The organism is Lichenicoccus sp., assembly GCF_965276875.1.
GTDB lineage: Bacteria > Pseudomonadota > Alphaproteobacteria > Acetobacterales > Acetobacteraceae > Lichenicoccus.
This window is the reverse complement of record NZ_OZ255701.1, coordinates 2867019-2880838: the sequence shown is the minus strand read 5'-3', so window position 1 is coordinate 2880838 and position 13820 is coordinate 2867019. Positions and strand designations below refer to the sequence as shown.

General features: G+C 67.9%; 17 protein-coding genes and 1 pseudogene. 11 read left to right on the top strand and 7 right to left on the bottom strand.

The annotated features are described in order from the left end of the window. The first annotated feature begins 1 nt into the window (after position 1). Positions 2-2902, top strand: a complete 2901-nt coding sequence (locus ACQY4K_RS13990; RefSeq protein WP_428390805.1) for a bifunctional [glutamine synthetase] adenylyltransferase/[glutamine synthetase]-adenylyl-L-tyrosine phosphorylase — start codon at positions 2-4, stop codon at positions 2900-2902. Then, positions 2895-3362: a peroxiredoxin gene (locus ACQY4K_RS13985; RefSeq protein WP_428390804.1), complete on the top strand. Its 468-nt coding sequence runs from the start codon at positions 2895-2897 to the stop codon at positions 3360-3362. Before ACQY4K_RS13990 ends, ACQY4K_RS13985 begins: the two co-directional genes overlap by 8 nt. A gap of 33 nt (positions 3363-3395) precedes the next feature. On the opposite strand, the gene ACQY4K_RS13980 is transcribed toward ACQY4K_RS13985, so the two are convergent. The 3 genes from ACQY4K_RS13980 to aat form a co-directional block, all read right to left on the bottom strand. Further along, a complete protein-coding gene (locus ACQY4K_RS13980; protein WP_428390803.1) occupies positions 3396-3821 on the bottom strand; it encodes a hypothetical protein in 426 nt (141 codons plus the stop codon). Positions 3822-3987: 166 nt separating this feature from the next. Then, on the bottom strand, positions 3988-4641 hold the full coding sequence (locus tag ACQY4K_RS13975; RefSeq protein WP_428390802.1) for a DUF4412 domain-containing protein: 654 nt from the start codon (positions 4639-4641) through the stop codon (positions 3988-3990). Between the two features lie 72 nt (positions 4642-4713). Next, positions 4714-5370, bottom strand: coding sequence for a leucyl/phenylalanyl-tRNA--protein transferase (gene aat / locus ACQY4K_RS13970; protein ID WP_428396130.1), 657 nt, complete (start codon positions 5368-5370; stop codon positions 4714-4716). Positions 5371-5474: 104 nt separating this feature from the next. Here aat and ACQY4K_RS13965 point away from each other — a divergent pair, with 104 nt between their 5' ends. Continuing rightward, positions 5475-6113, top strand: coding sequence for a flavin reductase family protein (locus ACQY4K_RS13965; protein WP_428390801.1), 639 nt, complete (start codon positions 5475-5477; stop codon positions 6111-6113). 2 nt (positions 6114-6115) lie between these two features. Further along, positions 6116-6277 carry a hypothetical protein gene (locus tag ACQY4K_RS13960; protein WP_428390799.1) on the top strand — a complete coding sequence of 54 codons (162 nt, stop codon included), beginning with the start codon at positions 6116-6118 and terminating at the stop codon, positions 6275-6277. Positions 6278-6289: 12 nt separating this feature from the next. On the opposite strand, the gene ACQY4K_RS13955 is transcribed toward ACQY4K_RS13960, so the two are convergent. Both ACQY4K_RS13955 and ACQY4K_RS13950 read right to left on the bottom strand, forming a co-directional pair. Continuing rightward, on the bottom strand, positions 6290-7147 hold the full coding sequence (locus ACQY4K_RS13955; protein WP_428390798.1) for an EcsC family protein: 858 nt from the start codon (positions 7145-7147) through the stop codon (positions 6290-6292). Between the two features lie 103 nt (positions 7148-7250). Continuing rightward, the gene (locus tag ACQY4K_RS13950; protein WP_428390797.1) at positions 7251-7670 is read right to left on the bottom strand and encodes a helix-turn-helix domain-containing protein; all 420 of its coding nucleotides are present in this window, start codon (positions 7668-7670) and stop codon (positions 7251-7253) included. 324 nt (positions 7671-7994) lie between these two features. Here ACQY4K_RS13950 and ACQY4K_RS13945 point away from each other — a divergent pair, with 324 nt between their 5' ends. Beyond that, positions 7995-8375 (top strand): hypothetical protein, encoded by a 381-nt coding sequence (locus tag ACQY4K_RS13945; protein ID WP_428390796.1) that lies wholly within the window; start codon positions 7995-7997, stop codon positions 8373-8375. A 5-nt stretch (positions 8376-8380) separates the two neighbouring features. Here the strand turns inward: ACQY4K_RS13945 and ACQY4K_RS13940 are convergent, their stop codons facing one another. Next, on the bottom strand, positions 8381-8797 hold the full coding sequence (locus ACQY4K_RS13940; RefSeq protein WP_428390795.1) for an EVE domain-containing protein: 417 nt from the start codon (positions 8795-8797) through the stop codon (positions 8381-8383). A gap of 14 nt (positions 8798-8811) precedes the next feature. Continuing rightward, on the bottom strand, positions 8812-9105 hold the full coding sequence (locus tag ACQY4K_RS13935; RefSeq protein ID WP_428390794.1) for a YciI family protein: 294 nt from the start codon (positions 9103-9105) through the stop codon (positions 8812-8814). Positions 9106-9266: 161 nt separating this feature from the next. Here ACQY4K_RS13935 and ACQY4K_RS13930 point away from each other — a divergent pair, with 161 nt between their 5' ends. From ACQY4K_RS13930 to ACQY4K_RS13905, 6 genes and pseudogenes are all read left to right on the top strand, one after another. Next, positions 9267-10037 (top strand): heme ABC transporter permease, encoded by a 771-nt coding sequence (locus tag ACQY4K_RS13930; RefSeq protein ID WP_428396128.1) that lies wholly within the window; start codon positions 9267-9269, stop codon positions 10035-10037. Beyond that, positions 10034-10192: a hypothetical protein gene (locus ACQY4K_RS13925; RefSeq protein WP_428390793.1), complete on the top strand. Its 159-nt coding sequence runs from the start codon at positions 10034-10036 to the stop codon at positions 10190-10192. The genes ACQY4K_RS13930 and ACQY4K_RS13925 overlap by 4 nt, the downstream gene beginning before the upstream one ends. Continuing rightward, positions 10189-10671: pseudogene (gene ccmE / locus ACQY4K_RS13920) on the top strand (cytochrome c maturation protein CcmE); the annotation flags it as partial. The gene ACQY4K_RS13925 and the pseudogene ccmE, both read left to right, overlap by 4 nt. A gap of 121 nt (positions 10672-10792) precedes the next feature. Continuing rightward, positions 10793-12793 (top strand): heme lyase CcmF/NrfE family subunit, encoded by a 2001-nt coding sequence (locus ACQY4K_RS13915; RefSeq protein WP_428390792.1) that lies wholly within the window; start codon positions 10793-10795, stop codon positions 12791-12793. Next, positions 12783-13364: a redoxin domain-containing protein gene (locus ACQY4K_RS13910; RefSeq protein WP_428390791.1), complete on the top strand. Its 582-nt coding sequence runs from the start codon at positions 12783-12785 to the stop codon at positions 13362-13364. The genes ACQY4K_RS13915 and ACQY4K_RS13910 overlap by 11 nt, the downstream gene beginning before the upstream one ends. Continuing rightward, on the top strand, positions 13361-13816 hold the full coding sequence (locus ACQY4K_RS13905) for a cytochrome c-type biogenesis protein (RefSeq protein ID WP_428390790.1): 456 nt from the start codon (positions 13361-13363) through the stop codon (positions 13814-13816). The genes ACQY4K_RS13910 and ACQY4K_RS13905 overlap by 4 nt, the downstream gene beginning before the upstream one ends. Positions 13817-13820: the final 4 nt, after the last annotated feature.

The following is a 13820-nucleotide window of genomic DNA, read 5'->3' as shown; positions in this document are numbered from 1 at the left end:
CATGGCTGAATTCCAGTGGCCGGCACGCTGGCCCGACCCGGCGGAGCCCCTTTGGGCCGCCGACCTGGCCGCGGCAATCCGGCCGCGCAACCCGGCCGAGGCGGCGCTGATTGCCTGCCTCGGCGGCAACAGCCCCTACCTCGCGGCCCTGGCACGGCGCGAGCCGCACTGCTTTGACGTACTGCTCCGTGACGGACCCGACCGGATCGTCGGCGATGCCCTGGCGCGGCTCGCCAGCCTCACGGCCGACCTGCCGCGCAACGCGGTGGCGGCGGCGCTGCGACAGGCCAAGCGGCAGGTGGCGCTGGCCAGCGCGGTCGCCGATATCGGCGGCATCTGGAGGCTCGAACAGGTCACCGGCGCGCTCAGCCGGCTGGCCGAGGCGGCCCTCGGTGCCGCCATCCGTCACCTGCTTTGGGAGGCGGCCAGCCGTGGCGACCTCACGCTGGCCAGACCGGATGATCCGGAGACCGGCTGTGGCTTCGTGGTGCTCGGCATGGGCAAGCTCGGGGCCGGCGAGCTGAACTACTCCAGCGATATCGACCTGATCCTGCTCTACGATCCGGCCGCCCACCCCGGACGCGAGGAGATCGGGCGCACCTTCAACCGGCTTGCCGCTGCCCTGGTCGGGCTGCTGCAGACGCGCGACGCCGATGGCTACGTGTTCCGCACCGACCTGCGTCTGCGGCCGGATCCTGCCTCGACGCCGCTCGCGGTGGCGCTGCCCTCGGCCCTCATTTACTACGAGTCGCACGGCCAGACCTGGGAGCGCGCGGCCATGATCAAGGCCCGCGCGGTCGCCGGCGACCGCGCGCTCGGCCAGAGCTTCCTTGCTGCAATCCGGCCGTTTGTCTGGCGGCGGCACCTGGATTTCGCCGCCATCGAGGACATCCATCGGATGAAGCGGCGGATTGACGGCCGCCATGGTGGGCCTCAAGCGGGGTGTGGTGATTTGCTCGGCTACGACCTCAAGCTCGGGCCCGGCGGCATACGCGAAGTCGAGTTCCTGGCCCAGACCATGCAATTGGTCTGGGGCGGCCGCGCGCCGGACCTGCGCGATCCAACCACGCTCGGGACCCTGGGCCGCCTCGCTCAAGGCAAGTACATGCCGGCCGGGGTCGCCGCCGACCTCGCCGACAGCTACCGCATGCTGCGCCGCGTCGAGCACCGCCTGCAAATGCAGGACGACCGGCAGACGCATAGCCTGCCGGCGACGGCGGCGGCGCTGGCGTCGTTCGAACGCTTCCTCGGGGAGGCGGGCCAGGTTGCCGCGATCCAGCCGCATTTGGCGCGCACCCGCGGCATCTTCGAAGCCTGGTTCACGGAGACAGGACAGGCACAAGCGGCGCCGGCTACGGATCGCCTCGACAGCGACCGCGACCTGCTTGCCACGCTGCGCGGCCTCGGCTTTGTCGAAGCAGAACGCGCGGCCGGCATCGTGTCGGGCTGGCGCAACCGGCAGTTGCGCGCCTTGCGCAGCGACCGCGCACAGGCCCTGCTGGGCGAGATGCTGCCGGCGCTGCTCGCGGCCCTGGCCGAACAGCGCGACCCAATCCTCGCCTTGGTCCGCTTCGACAGCTTGCTGAGCCGACAGAGTGCGGGTGTGCAACTGCTCTCGCTGCTGGTGCGCAACCCGCCGCTGCTGGCCAGAATAGCCTTCGTGTTGAGCGCGGCACCCGCACTCGCCGAGCATCTCGCGATCGTACCGGGCGCACTCGAAGGGTTGCTGGTGCCGCCGAGCGGGCAGCAAGCAGGCCTGCTGCGTCTGCTCGACCGGCAGATGCGCGATGCGGGCGATTCCGAGGAAGCGGTGCGCCGCGCGCGTACCCTGGTGCGCGGCGAGGCGTTCCGGCTGGCGCTGGCGCAGATGGACGCTCGGCTCGATGTGGATCGCGCGGGCCTCGCCCGCACCGCGTTGGCGGAGCACGTCATCGTCGGCATGCTGGCCCAGGTCGCGCGGGAGCATCGAGCGCGTTACGGGCGCATTGCCGGCGGCGGCATGGTGGTCGTCGCCCTCGGCAAGGCCGGCTCGCGCGAGATGATGGACGGCTCCGACCTGGACCTCATGCTGATCTACGACCATCCCGTCTCGGTCGCCGAAAATGCCAGCCAGTACTACATCCGCCTCACCCATTCCCTGATCGCAGCCCTCAGCGCCCCCGGGGCGGAAGGCCCACTCTACGCTCTCGACATGCGCCTACGCCCGTCCGGGAGCAAGGGTCCGGTGGCAGTCTCGCTGGAGGGCTTTCGCCGCTACCATGCCGAGCGCTCATCGACCTGGGAGCGCATGGCGCTGTCGCGGGCGCGGGTCGTGGCCGGGCCGCCAGCGCTGCGCGCGCGCGTGGGCCGCGCGATCGGGCGCGCGATCGAGCCGCCGGATGGTGCACGCGCGATCTTGCTACGGGACGCGACAGCGATGCGCGCGCGGCTGGCCGCGGACCTGCCGCCGCGCGGCCGGTGGGACATCAAGCGGCTCGACGGCGGCCTGATGGAGGTGGAGTTCATCGCCCAGATCCTCCAGATCGCCCCCCTCCCGACTACTGGTGGTGCCGCGCGAGTGCGTCATCCGACGACCCGCCTGGCGCTGCGCCGCTTGGCGCGCGGTGGGGCGCTGTCGCGGCGCGATGCGGCTTTGCTGATCGAGGCGGACCGCTTCTGGCGCGCCCTGCAGAGCATGTTGCGCATCCTGTTCGGCGCGGCCCTGCCACCGACCTTGGCCGATGCGACACCGGCCCTGGACGCGTTGCTGCAGGGAATGGCAGCATCGCGCACGAGCAGACTGCAAAGCCTCGACGATCTACAGCGCCAGATGCGGTTGACCGCGGCGGAGGTCCGCCAAACCTTCAAGCGACTGATCGGCGACCCGACCCGGCCGACACTAAGCGGAGATGACCATGACTGAAGAGACGACCCGGCTTGCTCCCGGCGATCCGGTCCCGGACTTCGACCTGCCGGCCAGCGGCGGCAGGCGGGTCAGCCTTGCAGCTCTGCGCGGCAAGGCGTTCGTGCTGTATTTCTACCCAAAGGCGGACACCTCAGGCTGCACCCAGGAGGCTAAGGCGTTTCAGGAGCTCCTGGATGGCTCGGTATCCGTGGTCGGCGTCTCGAAAGACCCGATGAAGGCAATCGACGCGTTCGCGCAAAAATATGCCCTGAGCTTCCCTTTGGCCTCGGACGAGACCGGCGCATTGCTGGAGGCAGCTGGGGTCTGGGTGGAAAAATCGATGTATGGCAAGCGTTACATGGGCATTGAACGCACGACTTACCTGATCGGCCCTGACGGCCGCGTGGCGCAGGCCTGGAACAAGGTCAAGGTTCCGGGACACGCTGCTGCGGTGATGGAGGCGCTCAAGGCGCTTTAGCCCAATAGCTTGGCGCCCCAGTAGCTTGCCGCTTCAGTAGCCGGGATAATAAGCCGGCGGCGGCGGCGCGTAGATCACAGGCGGTGGCGGCCCGTAATAGCCGGATGGCGGCGCATAGACGACCGGTGGGCGGGCATAGACGACGCCAGGTGGCGGTGAGTAGATGACCCCCGGTGGTGGCCCTGCATAGGCTCCCGCAAGGCCACCGATCAGAGCCCCCGCAGCCAGACCGCCGACCAGCGCGCCGGCGATTCCGGGACCCCGATAGCGGTAGCCATCGTGATCGAAACGCCGGTGAAAACCGCCCCGATCGAAATCGCGCCCGCCATGCCAGCCGCGACCACCATGATCGCCGTGACCATCATGGTCCCAATGTGCCTGCGCCATCGGCGCCGCCGCCAATCCCAGAGCCACTGCAAGCACTGGTGCAACCAGTAGAACCCGCATCCTTTCGTGCATCACGAAATATCCCTTCCTGTCCGGGCGAACCCACTGCGTGCAATATGGTGAGCGCGTACCTGAACGCATAGAGACCCCGCTCCGTGGCGATTTGCGGGCAATCTCCGCCACGAAAGGTTACATCCTGTCTGGTTGAAGCTTGCTTAACGGGCGGCCCGCGTGCAGCTCAGGGTTTGCCCGCTGGTGCGGCGCCCAGCGCGGGCGCGCTTTGTTGCGCACCGCCGCGCTCATACGCATCCGGGCCTTCGGGATGGGCGACCCGGCTATACCCGGAGGGTGCCGCAAACGTAGCGGCGGGGATCGGTCCATAGACGACCTGTTGCGCCTCGAGCTTGCCGCGCGCGCCCTGCTGATCGACCCCTTCCTCGCTCAGCAGCACACCGTCCGCGGTGATGCAGGCCGTGGCCTTGCCGCCGTTTGCCGTGATGTTCCAGCGCGTGCACGGCAATCCGGCGACGACACCAGTCCCGGCACGCTCGAAATTCATGCTGGGATCCAGCAGGAACGGACTGCGCAGCGATTGGCGCTCGGGCACCTGCATGTAGACGCGCGCACTGTTCATCACGATGGTGAGCAGGTGCCGGTCGCGGTCGAGGATGGTCTCACCGCGGCCGTCCGGGCTGTCGATGCGCATCAGGCCGTCCGCGAACCAGACTGTGATCTGCTGCGGCGCCGGAGCGCCCTGTGGCTGCACGTCGTAGACCACCTTGACGTCGCGGGTCGGCATGGTGCGCGGCTTGTCCGCGGCGTGCGCGGGGGTGAGCATCGCCAGCAAGGCGACGCCGGCGACCGGGGACAGCAGAAGAGCGGAAGGGCGCATGCGGCGGGCCTCGCTGGGTGGGTCTGCGGAAGTGCTGCCGACGCTGCCGCCCTGTCAACCGTCTGCTTGTCGTCAGGCCGGCTCCCGCATGTCGCGCACCGCCTCGCGCACCGCGGCCGCGTCCTGCGCCCACGCCCCGTGCTCCGCGGTCGCCGTCTCGAGCAGAGTGAGATAGTGCCGGCGGCCGACTTCGATTGCGCCGAATTGTGCGAGGTGCGTGGTGATGAACTGGGCGTCGAGCAGCCTGTAGCCGCCCAGCCGGAGCCGGGCGACGAGATGCGCGAGTGCAACCTTGGAAGCGTCGCGACGGCGGCTGAACATGCTTTCGCCGAAGAACGCGCCGCCGATCGACAAGCCATAGAGGCCGCCGCACAGCGCGCCGTCATGCAGGCATTCGACGCTATGGGCGTGGCCCTGTCGATGCAACGCCAGGAACAAAGCGCGGATTTCGCGGTTGATCCAGCTCTCCTCACGGCCGGGGGCGGGGGCGGCGCAGCCGTCGATCACCGCCTCGAACTGGGTGTCGACGACGATCGCGTACTCCCCGGACAAAGCGGTGCGGCGCAACCGCCGCGGCAGATGGAAGTTCTCGAGCGGCAGGATCCCGCGCTTCTCCGGGTCGAGCCAGAACAGGTCGCGTGACTCCCTCGTTTCGGCCATGGGAAACAGCCCGGCGCGGTAGCGCTCGAGCATCGTCGCGGTGCTGACCTCGACACGGCGTCTGAACATGGTGCACAGGTTGCGTGCGCCGTCTTCGAGACGCAATCGTCGGCGCCTTAGCTGAACACTGAGCCGCGAACGCCCGCTTAGGCCAAATTTCCGGACGACCGCCCATGCAGTTCGATTTCGCGACCCTGCAAGCCCGACAAATCTACAAGCTGATGGCCTCGACCATCACCCCGCGCCCGATCGCCTGGATCACCAGCCAGGATGCGCAAGGCCGGCTCAACGCCGCACCCTTCAGCTTCTTCAATATGTTCTGTGCCGATCCGCCGATCATCGGCGTCGGCATCGGCAGCCGGCCCGACAGCGAAAACTCTCCCAAGGACACCTGGGGCAACATCCGCGCCACCGGCGGCTTCGTGGTCCAGCTTGTCGACGAAGCCAATGCTGGGGCGATGAACCGCACCGCAACCCCATTCGCGACCGGCGAAAGCGAGCTCGCACTTGGCGGCATTGAGACACTCGCCTCGACCCACGTGGCGCCGCCGCGTATTGCCGCAAGCCCGGTCGCTTTCGAATGCGTGTTGCACCAGGAGATCGCGCTGGGCAGTAGCGCGCTGATCCTCGGCCGGGTGCTGATGATGCACGTCCGCGACGACGCCGTGCAGGATGCCGAGCGGCTGCACATCGCAACCGAAGGTCTCGGCCTGATCGGCCGCATGCATGGCGCCGGCTGGTATGCCCGCACCAGCGACCTCTTCAAACTGGACCGCATCACCATCGAGGAATGGCAGGCGGGACGGCGCTGACGATGATCGTGGTCTTTGTCGTCTTCGCCGCCATCTCGGCCCTCGCAGCCTGGCTTTTGCCGTATGCTGCCCCCGGGATCGGCATCGACATGATGCTGATCTACGGGCTGCTGGCCGTCATCACGGCGGTCCTGGGCTTGCTCAGGCGGCGCAAGCCACGCTGAAGAGGGGGCTGATCAGGCCGCCGCCTGCTTCTGGCCGAGGTTGGCGCGGATGGTCTCGACCGCCTCTTGCACGAACCGGTTACCGTGATTGCGCTCCAGCCGCCTGATCGTGAAATGCGCTCGGGCCAGAGCACGATAATGCGCAAAAAACGCCGCATTCAGCGAGGCGCCACACAGCGCGCCCGCCACCGGCATCATCTGCATGGAGACCTTGCGCGACAGCGAAAGGCCATAGTGCGATGAGACCTCGGACAGCAACATGACCACGGGGCGGCCGCGCAACACGGCACGCGCGGAGTAAAATCCGAGTTCGCTCTGCTCCTCGCCGGCGTTGAAGGTGCGTAGCGCGAACACCTCAAGGCAGGCGCGCTTGCCCTCCGGGCTGGACAGGTCCTCACCCTCTTCGCGGGCGATGCGGGCAATCTCACGCATGATCGCCAACGTCGTAAAACCGATATCGGGAACCAGGCCGGAAACCCCGGCAAAGCCGCCGAACGCCCCGGACGCGGCGACCGCGGCCTGCATCGCACGGTCGCGCCAAGGTCGCAGCGCGGGCGAATACGTATCCGAAAAGGCCGTGGGCGCCGGTGTGCGCAGCCCGAGCACCGCGACGTCGAAGGCACGCACGACTGCCGCCTCGCCGATCCCCTGCAACTTGATCTGCAGGGTTGGCGCGAGCCCGAGCCCGCGCATGCCAAGCCGCGTAACCTGGCCGACTGCTCCACCCATCAGGTCGGCGAGCCTGACCAGCATGCCGCGGCCGGTTTCCACCTCTCCCAAAGCCCGCTCCAGGACGCTCAGCGACGCAGCGCTCAGCGGCTGGACGTCGGGTGAGAGCGGGGTCAGTTCACTTCCTCTGGCGGCGCTCATCGCAATCTCCTGTTGGCCGAAGCGCTAACGCACCAGGAGCACGCCGGCTGCATACGGACAGGCTGCAGGACGGGCCGGTTCGAACATTGCGGGACAGGAAGAGCTAAGGAACAGTCTCCATGGCCGGAGTCGCCGCCAATTTCTGGGCCACGTGCATCAAGACGATACGATCCTCCGCCGGGCAGCGCCGGAACAGCCGTAGCAGCGACATTTCCTCGGCGGAGAGCACGCTGTCAGTGGCCAAGCCTTCCCAGCCCTCCTTGAGCATGCTGACCGACACCCCGAGCGCCTCAGCGATCCGCCGCAGCTTGCCGCCCATCTGCCCGGCCCGACCGGTCTCCCACTGCGCCACCGCGCTACGCGAGACGCCGGTTGAAACCGCGAGCGTGTCCTGTGTCAGGCCGCGTGCTCGGCGCAGGGTCCGGATTCGACTGCCGATCGTAACCGCGGGACTATCGTCGCGCGGCGCCTCGGCCGCGAGCAGCCCGGCGTCAGAGGGTCCGGGAGCGAGGCTCGCGCCCATCTTGGACAGCCCGAGGGCCGCGCGCTCGTTAATTGCCTCAGCCGTGTGCGATGGGGCATGTGACGGCGCATGTCCGGGCAAAAGCACAGGGGCATGGCTCGGAGCGTGCATCAAAAACCGCCGATCATCTCGTTCCGGGTGCAGCAACCTAGCTTGTCTCGGGGGACACCCCTTTTCACAAAATCTTGAGGTATCAATTTAGACACAGGTGCCTCCGCTGGTCGCGTTGGTTTGATTGCGAAAAATTCATCCGCACGGGTGCGCTTGCGTTGTCAGACCATCGGCCGTTCCTACTTGTAAACCATGCTTTTGGAGCCAAAGCCGATGTCCTCCCATTCGATCCGCGCGATCGCGACAGGCTGCGCCGCGTTACTCTTGTTTGCAGTTCAGGACTTCGCGGCGCGGCCGGCTTCCGCTCAGGCGCTGCGTGCGCGTTCTTCGGACTCCGTCGCGGCGGGCGCTCCCGCCGACCGGAACGCGGCACCCACATCGGCCAGGACCGGCTTGCCAGGCGTGACCGCGCAACAGACCAGTTCCAGCGGCGCGGGACGACACACCCCCTTGAGCATCCTCGGCATGCCGCTGCGAATCGCCGCCCCCGTGGCACCCGCCTATAATGGTAATGCGATCTACAGCACCTTTGCCGGTCAGCCGATGACCGGCAAGGAAGTGATCCTGCAACAAAGCATCGACGGCGCGCCCTGAAAGCGTCAGGCGGGTTCCTTCCAGCCTCCCATCTCGGTAATCAGCCGCCAGTGCGTTTCACTCACCGGCGAGACCGACAACCTTGACAGCCGGACCAAGGCGAGGTCGGCAAACCTGGAATCGGCCTTGAGCGACGCCAGCGTTACCGGCACGGTGAACGCCCCTTTTGCCTGCATGTCGACACAGACCCAGTGGCCGGCCTTGGCATCGGATCCGGCAGTCGGGTCAGGATAGGCCGCTCGCGCGACCTCCACGACACCCACGATCTCCTTGCCGATGTTGGAATGATAAAACAAGGCCCGGTCCCCGAGACGCATCGCGGCCAGGTTGTTGCGTGCCTGATGGCTGCGAACCCCGGTCCACGGCTCGACATCGCGGGCAACCTGTTGCGTCCAGGAAAACGCATCCGGCTCCGACTTCACCAGCCAGTACGACCTCACTCCACCACCGCGCCATCGCGGAATACGGTGCGAAAGCCGCGAATCACGGTACTTTCAAACAGATCGACCTTGGCGTACGGATCGCTCGCGGCGAAGCCTTCCGCGGCGGCGCGGTCCTCGACGTCGATGATCAACAGGCTGCCGCAGGCACGGCCGTCGTCATCGAGTAGCGGGCCGACATGCACCAGTCTGTCGACATAGCGCTCGAGATAGGAAAGATGACTTGCGCGGGCGGCCAGACGGGTATCGAGTCGGCTTGGTTTGTCGGTGCAGACGATGGTGAACAGCATGCAATGCCCTCTCCGTCCTTGGCGTCTTGGCGCGGCATGATACGATCGCCTCTCGCGCCGAGACAGCCGGTATGCTCTTTGTTAGCTGTCAGCCTACGCTAGGGTAAGCAGCCTTGGATATCGTCCAGAATCGCGCCGAACCCCTCGCCAAGCAGCCGCCCTTGACCCCGCGCACGAACCGGGGCGGGTTTCTGCATCGGTTCGCCAATCCGGGCCGCTTCCTCAGACTGGCCGCGCGCATCCAACCCTGGCTCAACGCGGCGGCACTCATCCTGACCGCCTGGGGCTTGATCTGGGGCCTGTTCTTCTCTCCCGCCGACTGGCAGCAGGGTGACGCGGTGCGCATCATGTATGTGCATGTGCCGTCGGCTTGGCTGGCATCCTGGGGCTATATCGCGCTCGCCGGGTGCTCGGTGCTCTCCTTGGTCTGGCGGCACCCGCTCGCCGACCTCGCGGCAATGGAGATCGGCCCGGTGGGTGCCGCGGTCACCGCACTCTGCCTCGCCTCGGGGTCACTCTGGGGCAAACCGATGTGGGGCGCCTGGTGGGTTTGGGATGCGCGCCTGACTTCGGTGCTGGTGCTGTTCTTCCTCTATCTCGGCCATATCGCGCTGATCCGCGCGTTCGACGAGCCCGCCCGCGGCTACCGCGCGGCGGCGATCCTGGCGCTGGTGGGCGCCGTCGACCTGCCGATCATCAAGTTCAGCGTGCAATGGTGGAACACGCTGCACCAGCCCGACAGCATCACCCTCACCGGCGCGCCGACGATGTCGATGTCGATGCTGTGGCCACTGCTGGTCTGCACCCTCGGATTTTCCTTCGGGTTTGCTGCGATCGTGATGGCGCGTCTGCGCGCCGGGGTGCTCGAGCAGCGCGCCCGCGCCCTGCTGCTGGCACGCACGCACGAAGCCACGCCGGCGGACGGGCCATGACGCACCTGCCCTATATCGTCGCCGCCTATGCCCTGGCGCTCTTGCTTGGTGGCTGGCTGTCGATCGCTGCGACGCTGCGACTGTCGCGGGCGCGACGCCGGCTGGAGGCGATCGAGGCCGCAAGCGGGCGCCGTGCGCGCAGGCAGACCTCATGACGCGCAAATCGCGCCGGCTGTGGACGCTGCTGGCGTGCGGGATCGGCGTCGGCTCCGCCACGGCCCTGGCGCTGGACGCGTTCAGCGCCAGCATCGTGTATTTCGTCGCACCCTCGCAACTGCTGGCGGGTCCGCCGCATCCCGGACGCACCGTCCGGCTCGGCGGCATGGTGGTGGCGGGATCGCTGCACGAAACCCGCGACAATGGCGAGCCGGTAGCGAACTTCCTGGTCACTGACGGCCAGACGGCGGTCCCGGTGCGCTACGCCGGCATCCTGCCGGACCTGTTCCGCGAGGGGCAGAGCGTAGTCGCCGAGGGCGAGCTCGGGGGCAACGGCCGCTTCACCGCCTCCGAGGTCCTGGCCAAGCATGATCAGACCTACATGCCCAAGGACGTCGCCGAAGCGCTGCGCAAGGCCGGCAAATGGAACCCGAAATTCGGACCGCCACCCGACGCCGCAAGCTGGGACACGATGACGGCAAGCAAGATGGAGACGGCAAGCAAGATGGGGACCGCCAGCAAGATCGGGACGGTCAGCAAGGCAGCGACCACGCGCAAGTCAGCCTCGCCCCAGCCGACAACCCGAGGAACCTGAGCCGATGAGCCCCGAACTCGGCAACTTTGCCCTCGCACTCGCCTGCTGCATGGCGCTCGCGCAGCTCATCCTGCCGCTGTTCGGCGCCTGGCGGCGCGATGCCCGCCTGATGGCGACGGCGCCAGCACTCGCCATAGGCCAGTTCGCCGCCCTGGCCCTCGCCTTCGCCTGTCTCGCCAACGCCGCGATCACCAACGACTTTTCGGTGCGCAACATCGCCGAGAACAGCGCCGTCGCCAAACCGCTGCTCTACAAGATCACCGGAATCTGGGGCAACCACGAGGGCTCGATCCTGCTGTGGTGCCTGATCCTGGGCCTGTGCGGCGCCGCGGTCGGGGTATTCGGACGCAATCTGCCCACCGCCCTGCGCGCCCGGGTGATCGCCGTGCTCGGCGGTGTCGCCACCGGCTTCGAGCTGTTCTGCCTGACCAGCTCGAACCCGTTCGATCGGATCTGGCCGGCGCCCCTCGACGGCAGCGGCATGAACCCGCTGTTGCAGGACCCTGGCCTCGCCTTCCATCCGCCGATCCTCTACGCCGGCTATGTCGGGTTCGCGGTGCCGTTCGCCTTCGCCGTCGCCGCCCTGATCGAGGGTCGGGTCGACGCCGCCTGGGGTCGCTGGGTGCGCCCCTGGGCGTTGATCGCCTGGTGCTTCCTGACCTGCGGCATCGCGCTCGGCTCGTGGTGGTCGTACTACGTGCTCGGCTGGGGCGGCTACTGGTTCTGGGACCCGGTCGAGAACGCCTCGCTGCTGCCCTGGCTCACCGGCACCGCCCTGGTGCATTCGGCCATCGTCGTCGAGAAGCGCGAGGCACTCAAGCTGTGGACGGTGTTGCTGGCGATCGGCACCTTCTCGTTGTCGCTGTCCGGCACCTTCCTGGTGCGCTCCGGCATCCTCAATTCCGTGCACGCCTTCGCCAACGATCCGACGCGGGGGATTTTCATCCTCGGCCTGCTGGCGCTGGTGATCGGCACCTCGCTGCTGCTGTTCGCCTGGCGCGCGCCACTGCTCGCCGCCGGCGGGCTGAGTGCGGGCGGTATCTTCGCGCCCCTCTCGCGCGAGGGCGCGCTGGTGCTCAACAACGTCCTGCTCTGCTCGATCTGCGCGGTGGTGCTGACCGGGACGATGTATCCGCCGTTCGCCAGCCTGCTGTTCGGCGCCACCTTGTCGGTGGGCAAACCGTTCTTCGACACTACCGCGGTGCCGATGGCGATCCCCCTGTTCGCGGTTATGGCGATCGGGCCGATGCTGCCGTGGAAGCGCGCGCAGCTGGGACCGGTGCTGCTCAAGCTCTGGTGGGTGGCGCTGGCCGCGGTGGTCGCCTGGCTGGTCGCCGCCTTCAGGCTCAGCGGCTTGCTGCCGCTCCTGGCGTTCGGCTTCGGAGTTTGGGTGATCGCGGGTGCTGCCGCCGATCTCGTCCAGAAAATTCAGCTTTTCCGTCTGCCGCCCTCGCAGAGCTGGCGGCGTGCGCGGATGCTGCCGCGCGCCGCCCTGGGTGCTGCCATCGCCCACGCCGGCGTCGGCGTGAGCGTGATCGGCCTCGCCGGCATGTCGCAGGCGGAACACCGGATCGTCGAAATCAAGCCGGGCCAGAGCGTCGACATGGCCGGGTACAAGTGGACCCTGGATGGCATCCGCAGCGGTCACGGTGGGAACTATACCGATCGTGTCGCCACCATCACCGTCACCCGTGGCGGCCATGTCGTCACCGTGCTGCACCCTTCGAAGCGGCACTTCCCGTTGCAGAACCAGTCCACCACCGAAGTCGCGATCCACACCAACCTGATCACCGACCTCTACGCCGTGCTCGGCGACGAGCACCGTGCCCGCGGAGTCGACAGCGCCGTGCTTCGCCTGCACGACAACCCGCTCGCCCCCTGGATGTGGCTCGGCGCGCTGGTGATGGCGATCGGCGGCGCGCTCTCGCTGAGCGACCGGCGTGTGCGCGTCGGAGCACCCCGCCGCGCCAGACTGCCAGCGGCGGCAGCCCCAAATGTCGGCTGATATGTCGGGCCCTGCGCGCCTCTCGCGCCGTCGCGTCGTGTTGCTGGCGCCGCTTGGGTTGGCCGTGGCCGCCGGCACCGGCTTTTATGCCATGCTGACCAACATGGGCACCGGCGAATTCGATCCGCACGACGTCCATGCCCCGGTGCTCAACCGGCCGATCCCCCAGTTCGACCTGCCGTCGCAGGCGCCCGGCCAGGGATTCTCCTCGCAGCTCCTGTCCGCCCAGACGCAGCCGGTGCTGGTGAACTTCTTCGCCTCCTGGTGCATCCCGTGCGTGCTGGAGGCACAAACCCTCGTCTCGGTCGCGTCTCTCGTGCCCATCTGGGGCGTCGCCTACAAGGATGCATCGGCGAACGCCGCCGGCTTCGTCCGTCGCACCTCCGCCCCCTACGCCAAGCTGGCCGCGGACCGCAGCGGTCTGACCGCCATTGACTGGGGCGTCACCGGCGTGCCGGAGAGCTTCCTGATCGCACCCGGCGGGATCATCCGCTGGCATGTGGCCGGCCCGCTCACGGCCGACCTCATCCACACCGGGTTGCGGCCGGCTTTGGCAAGCTTGCATCGATGATCCGGGCTTGCCTGCTGGCCATGCTGCTGCTGTTGCCGCCGCTCGCGGCCCTGGCCGTCGACGATCCCTCCGAGATGCTCCGCAACCCGGCGCAGGAGGCGCGGGCGGAGGCGATCGGGTCGCAGTTGCGCTGCCTGGTCTGTCAGAACGAGAGCATCGAGGACAGCAGCGCTCCACTGGCCCGCGACCTGCGCCATGTGGTGCGCGTGCATGTGCAGCAGGGGCAGAGCAACCGGCAGATCATCGCCTGGATGGTTGCCCGCTACGGCAACTTCATCCGTCTGCGGCCGCCGCTGGACGGCTTGACGCTGCTGCTCTGGTTCATGCCGGGGCTCGCGTTAGGCCTGGGGGGCTTGGCCGCCTGGCTCGGCTGGCGCAGGCGCACGCGCGACCCGCAGCCGCTTTCGGCGAGCGAACGTCGACGCCTGGACGAGCTGCTGGAACCGCGTTGAACCG

Bases quoted from the DNA above. Each gene is read 5' to 3' on its own strand.
- ACQY4K_RS13990 (WP_428390805.1), top strand. From the start codon at position 2: ATGGCTGAATTCCAGTGGCCGGCACGCTGGCCCGACCCGGCGGAGCCC.
- ACQY4K_RS13985 (WP_428390804.1), top strand. From the start codon at position 2,895: ATGACTGAAGAGACGACCCGGCTTGCTCCCGGCGATCCGGTCCCGGAC.
- ACQY4K_RS13980 (WP_428390803.1), bottom strand. From the start codon at position 3,821: ATGCACGAAAGGATGCGGGTTCTACTGGTTGCACCAGTGCTTGCAGTG.
- ACQY4K_RS13975 (WP_428390802.1), bottom strand. From the start codon at position 4,641: ATGCGCCCTTCCGCTCTTCTGCTGTCCCCGGTCGCCGGCGTCGCCTTG.
- aat (WP_428396130.1), bottom strand. From the start codon at position 5,370: ATGTTCAGACGCCGTGTCGAGGTCAGCACCGCGACGATGCTCGAGCGC.
- ACQY4K_RS13965 (WP_428390801.1), top strand. From the start codon at position 5,475: ATGCAGTTCGATTTCGCGACCCTGCAAGCCCGACAAATCTACAAGCTG.
- ACQY4K_RS13960 (WP_428390799.1), top strand. From the start codon at position 6,116: ATGATCGTGGTCTTTGTCGTCTTCGCCGCCATCTCGGCCCTCGCAGCC.
- ACQY4K_RS13955 (WP_428390798.1), bottom strand. From the start codon at position 7,147: ATGAGCGCCGCCAGAGGAAGTGAACTGACCCCGCTCTCACCCGACGTC.
- ACQY4K_RS13950 (WP_428390797.1), bottom strand. From the start codon at position 7,670: ATGGGCGCGAGCCTCGCTCCCGGACCCTCTGACGCCGGGCTGCTCGCG.
- ACQY4K_RS13945 (WP_428390796.1), top strand. From the start codon at position 7,995: ATGTCCTCCCATTCGATCCGCGCGATCGCGACAGGCTGCGCCGCGTTA.
- ACQY4K_RS13935 (WP_428390794.1), bottom strand. From the start codon at position 9,105: ATGCTGTTCACCATCGTCTGCACCGACAAACCAAGCCGACTCGATACC.
- ACQY4K_RS13925 (WP_428390793.1), top strand. From the start codon at position 10,034: ATGACGCACCTGCCCTATATCGTCGCCGCCTATGCCCTGGCGCTCTTG.
- ACQY4K_RS13915 (WP_428390792.1), top strand. From the start codon at position 10,793: ATGAGCCCCGAACTCGGCAACTTTGCCCTCGCACTCGCCTGCTGCATG.
- ACQY4K_RS13910 (WP_428390791.1), top strand. From the start codon at position 12,783: ATGTCGGCTGATATGTCGGGCCCTGCGCGCCTCTCGCGCCGTCGCGTC.
- ACQY4K_RS13905 (WP_428390790.1), top strand. From the start codon at position 13,361: ATGATCCGGGCTTGCCTGCTGGCCATGCTGCTGCTGTTGCCGCCGCTC.